Annotated in this window: 3 protein-coding genes, 1 tRNA gene and 2 rRNA genes (1 of these 6 running past the window's edge); 2 read left to right on the plus strand and 4 right to left on the minus strand. The window is 58.5% G+C overall.

The window, feature by feature from the left end; genetic code table 11:
- On the plus strand, window positions 1-398 hold a 398-nt coding region (locus FJ978_RS32980; RefSeq protein WP_210241447.1), incomplete at its 5' end, for a hypothetical protein.
- Window positions 362-775, plus strand: coding sequence for a hypothetical protein (locus tag FJ978_RS18000; protein WP_140573151.1), 414 nt, complete (start codon window positions 362-364; stop codon window positions 773-775). The genes FJ978_RS32980 and FJ978_RS18000, both read left to right, overlap by 37 nt.
- A 116-nt stretch (window positions 776-891) precedes the next feature.
- Here FJ978_RS18000 and FJ978_RS18005 read toward each other — a convergent pair whose 3' ends face one another.
- From FJ978_RS18005 to FJ978_RS18020, 4 genes are all read right to left on the minus strand, one after another.
- Entirely contained in the window at window positions 892-3108 is a 2217-nt protein-coding gene (locus FJ978_RS18005) for a hypothetical protein (protein WP_140573152.1), read from the minus strand.
- Between the two features lie 261 nt (window positions 3109-3369).
- Window positions 3370-3446: transfer RNA gene (locus FJ978_RS18010), tRNA-Met, on the minus strand.
- A gap of 193 nt (window positions 3447-3639) precedes the next feature.
- A 5S ribosomal RNA gene (gene rrf, locus FJ978_RS18015) occupies window positions 3640-3754 on the minus strand.
- 275 nt (window positions 3755-4029) lie between these two features.
- Window positions 4030-5000, minus strand: a 23S ribosomal RNA gene (locus tag FJ978_RS18020) (it continues 1851 nt past the right edge of the window).

Below are 5000 nucleotides of genomic sequence, written 5' to 3' on the forward strand. Positions count from 1 at the left end.
CACCTATACTGAGCTCGCTTGGTTATAAGATCGAACTCAAAGCGGTCTTTTGCCATTCCCGCCCGCAGGTGAGTTTCAAGCGCGTTCCGTCTCCACATGCTCCGCCCCCATCTACCGTTGGCAAGGGCCGCTGCGAGCTTGCCGACCTACTGGTGGTTATGGATCACCAGGATCCTGCTTCGGGAAACTGGGATAGACGAGCGGTGCTCATACAGGCGAAGCTTCTAAAATTTGGCACGATCCGCCCTTCAGGCAGGGAGTGGATCCAGCACGAACTGCTTGCCTGGTTGCCCCAGTTCGATTTCGTCGATCCCGGCTACGCACGCATGCCTCGCGACTTCAACGCGCCTCTTACGGAAACGTGTCCAACACAGCCGACTACGGCGGAATCGACCTAGCTTCAACTCCAGCGATTTGGGGCCAATGGCTGGTTTCTCAAACCAATCCTTGCTTCATCGCGAAAGCGGATTTGGGAATCTTTCTGGCTGGAATGGCGGTCGGAGGGACACAATATGGACGACAGGCTATTAGTGGTGGCTCCGACGATTGGTCTTTCACAGTGGACGAGCTCCTGAGGGTCACGGGCGCCAATCCAATCGTTAAGCGGGCGCCGAGGATCTTGCGCGGGAACCAAGCAATTGCAGGATTCATCGCTGACACCACTCCGAGTCTCGACGGCGATGGTGGTCGGATTGTCGACGGCGAAGGACTCGACTGGCCGGAAGGACCATTAAGCACCGTCCACTTCACCTTCAGTGGTTTTGAGAAGGGCTAGTTTGCTGGGAGCCAGAGACACGCTTGTCGCACTCGTTATCGGTGCCCTAGTGTCGACAATAGGCCTGCGCCGGGAGAAGGCGCCCTAGCGCGCAGTTGATTTCGGGTGATGAAGTCCTAGGCGTCGACGTCGTGGAAGATCAAGCCCGCTGCGTCAGAGGGCGGGGCGGTTGATTTTTCCATCGAGGATGGACTCCAAGCTGAGCTATCCGGAGACGGCTGCTGGGCCTCGAGTTCTTCGATGTGGGCGTCGATCTCTGCGTAGAGCTCGTCGAACGCTTGGTCGCAGTCGAGCTCGAAGTAGGCCTGCGCCGCGTGCAAATTCTCCTTGAACTCGGTGTACATGCCCACCTCGTCCTCGGAGGAATAACGACCGAACTCGCTGAAGACGCTGGGGATGTCCGAGAGCCATTCCTTACGAAACGCCTCGGTGTAGTCCGCGAACTCAGCCTCTTTGAAGACCTGCCGGAGTATTTTGTCCGTTAGCGGCTTGGCGTCCAGCCAAGTGATCGAGTGCTTTCGGATGTCCGCAACGATGCTCTGGCGCACCTCCTCCGGGAGCAAGTCCCACGACGCCAAGGCGGCGATTAGGAGCTTTCCGCCGAACGACTGACCACTCGCTTGTATCTGGGCTGCCCACTCCAGAATATCTGGTCGCGCCTCCAGTATCAGGACGAGGAAGGCCTTTTCGCACCGTGCGCCCAAGAACGACTTCAACGATTCGTCCAAAGGGCAGGCCTTCAGACGCTCAATCAGCCCCAGATAGAGCGCGGGCGGGATGCGGATACGCCCGTCCTCCGCTGCCTTCGGACGGCACGCCACTTCACCAAGCAGGCGGTCGAGCTTAGCACCGTGAGCGTAGAGTTCCACCAATTCGGGCGAGGCCGCGACTAGGGTGGCGAAGGCGTCGGTGACTGTGGCGTGCCGAAACACCCACCGGTCGCCGTCATCCTCCGATACCAACCGGGTCAGGCTGTCGTTGAGGTGCTGCATGGCCCGAGCTAGGTCGGCGGTCTTCACGCCCATGAGCCGGGTGACCATCTCGAGCGCCGGAGTCGCTGTGATCGGAGAAGGCACTCCGGTTTGCGAATTTAGGAAGATCAGGGCGACCGCAGCGCGGGACGCGTCGTCCAGTTGCGCCAGCACCTCGGTCAGGAACTCGACCGGGTGCTCCACCAGCCGTGTTAGCCGCTCTTCGCTGATAATGAGGTTCTTGGTGAAGAGCGGATCGCCAAGTCGGCGAGCGGTTTCCGGTAAGAAGGCCTTGTTGACCGCGATCGCCGGCAGCAACGGCTTCAGACGGTGGCGCATCTTCTGGGGCTGGACGCGGCGCACGTGATTATAGAGCATCTGCGCACGCTCTTCGTCGGAGAGCGCGTGGACGTTTACGACGACCTGGCTCTCCCTAAGTAGAGAGAAGGCACTCGTCTTCAAGTGGGGCTTGGCAGCTTCCCAGATGTAGTTACGCGAGGTGAAGACGATACGCGCGCCGCCTTCGACGGCCGCGCGCAGGGTGCCCAGTTCGGCGTTCCAGCGACTCATCCGAGAGGCGTCGAAGTGATTGGGGCCGAACGCATCGTCGACCCAAAGGAACTGCTTCTCTCCGGGGTGCCAGAGGTGCAGCTGGTCTGGTGAGTTGATCTTTAAAGCGCCTAGGCAGCCGTCGTCGATGGCACCAAGCGCCAGTATCGCCGCGATCGTGGATTTGCCCGAGGCCGGGTCACCCAGCAGGATGACAAAGCCATGCTCTTGCACCGCCTTCACCGCAGACCGGTAGGCGTCCGTTGGGACGAAACAGCTAAGGTCGGATCCCATGGAGTCCAGAATGGCCTTGGCCTGCTTGTAACCATGGCCGGTAATGATGTGGGACAGGTCACCGATGCCGTAGACACGCGGCACCAGCATCCGCAGCTTGGGATTCTCGGTCAATTGCTGGACGATCCAGGTCCCGCCGAACGTCCGGCACTTTTTGACGCCTACACCTTCCATAGCGACGCAAATTTGGGCGTCGGTCTCACCCGAGACACCGGCGTTGGTCAGGATGATATAGTCGTCCGCGAGCCCGTCAGCCGCAAGCTTCTCGGCCTTGGGCAGCTCGTCTTTCAGATCTGACAGACTCAGATTCGCTCCCGGCTTCCCGAGAAACTTGCATTGGATGGTCGACTTGGTCGTCGTCCCATCGGGGCCATCCCAGCGTCCGAGGAACGCGGCGTCACGCCCACCGTCGTTCGATCCGAGAAAGGTCTGCACCGGCCGCTTCAAAACCTCAGCGACCACGGCAGCGGCCACGTCCTGGAATGCCTTCCAACCCAGCTGACTTAAGTCGTAGCTCATTGGCGCCCACCGCCTCCATTAGTCGTGGCTGTCTGCAAGGGGTCAATGCGCTGAAACTGCACCAATTCCGTTGCGGATCAAGTTCTTCGGAGGATAGGGTAAAACTTTCGCGGCGATTGGCCGCCGGTATTTCTCGGCCCAATGTGAGATGTTTAACAGCTTGGCACTGGGTGTCGGAAGCCCGCTCAACTCAAACGCTAGCCCTCAAAACGCAAAAACCGTCCCGGTTAGACCGGGACGGTTATTGATTTATGATAAAATTGGTTGCGGGGACAGGATTTGAACCTGTGACCTTCAGGTTATGAGCCTGACGAGCTACCGGGCTGCTCCACCCCGCGTCAACCCTAAGCAAGCGTTTGCTTGCTGATCTAAGCAAGCGTTTGCCTGCTTTGGACGTAAGCCGATGCCTATGACTAGGATGGCCTACAGATAGGTAGATGGCTCACCAAATGAAAGGGCCGCTTGCGCGGCCCGTTGTTCCCTAGGCGGGCCTTGATCGTGAAGAGAAGATTTAGAACGTGCGTTTGGCAGACCTGGCAGCGACCTACTCTCCCGCGTCTTGAGACGAAGTACCATCAGCGCTGGAGCGTTTCACGGCCGAGTTCGGAATGGGATCGGGTGCAGCCGCTCCGCCATAACCACCAGGTCGGCAAAACGCACGTTGTTTTCGAGAAGCTGGGTTGGGGATTAGGCAGTAGGGAATAGTGAGTAGGGAAACCCGCTCGCTATTGGCTTGTGCCGTTTGCCCGTCTTTCCGTGCCAATGGCGACGTTCATTGCAGGGCGCCCCGGGCGTAAGCCCGCAAGCGCGACTGCGCGTCGCCGGTTTTCCGGCGCCCTCGCGGAGCATAGGCCCGTAAGGGCCGCTCATGCGTGAGCGCTGGCCAGATCATCGTGTTCACGATGAGCATAAGGAATGAGAACGATCAAGCCGATCGAACTATTAGTACCGGTAAGCTTCAAGCGTTGCCGCTCTTCCACACCCGGCCTATCAACGTGGTCGTCTTCCACGGTTCTCAGGGAATACTCGTTTTAAGGTGGGTTTCCCGCTTAGATGCCTTCAGCGGTTATCCCGTCCGGATATAGCTACCCTGCTATGCGGCTGGCGCCACAACAGGTCCACCAGAGATCCGTCCATCCCGGTCCTCTCGTACTAGGGACAGATCCTTTCAATATTCCTACACCCACGGCAGATAGGGACCGAACTGTCTCACGACGTTCTGAACCCAACTCACGTACCGCTTTAAATGGCGAACAGCCATACCCTTGGGACCTGCTCCAGCCCCAGGATGCGATGAGTCGACATCGAGGTGCCAAACAACCCCGTCGATATGGACTCTTGGGGGTCATCAGCCTGTTATCCCCGGCGTACCTTTTATCCGTTGAGCGATGGCCCTTCCACGCGGGACCACCGGATCACTATGACCGACTTTCGTCTCTGCTCGACTTGTCAGTCTCGCAGTCAGGCAGGCTTATGCCATTGCACTCAGCGAACGATTTCCGACCGTTCTGAGCCCACCATCGCGCGCCTCCGTTACTCTTTAGGAGGCGACCGCCCCAGTCAAACTACCCACCATACATTGTCCCGGACCCGGATAACGGGCCGCGGTTAGACATCCATAGTAATAAGGGTGGTATTTCAAGGGTGGCTCCACCTGAGCTGGCGCCCAGGTTTCAAAGCCTACCACCTATCCTACACATGCCACTACGAATGCCAATGTAAAGCTATAGTAAAGGTGCACGGGGTCTTTCCGTCTAACCGCAGGAACCCCGCATCTTCACGGGGAATTCAATTTCACTGAGTCTATGCTGGAGACAGCGGGGAAGTCGTTACGCCATTCGTGCAGGTCGGAACTTACCCGACAAGGAATTTCGCTACCTTAGGACCGTTAT

It is taken from the genome of Mesorhizobium sp. B1-1-7, from assembly GCF_006442705.1.
Lineage (GTDB): Bacteria > Pseudomonadota > Alphaproteobacteria > Rhizobiales > Rhizobiaceae > Mesorhizobium > Mesorhizobium opportunistum.

What these genes read in the sequence shown, in the direction of transcription:
- FJ978_RS18005 (WP_140573152.1), bottom strand. Translation starts at nt 3,108, where the DNA reads ATGAGCTACGACTTAAGTCAGCTGGGTTGGAAGGCATTCCAGGACGTG.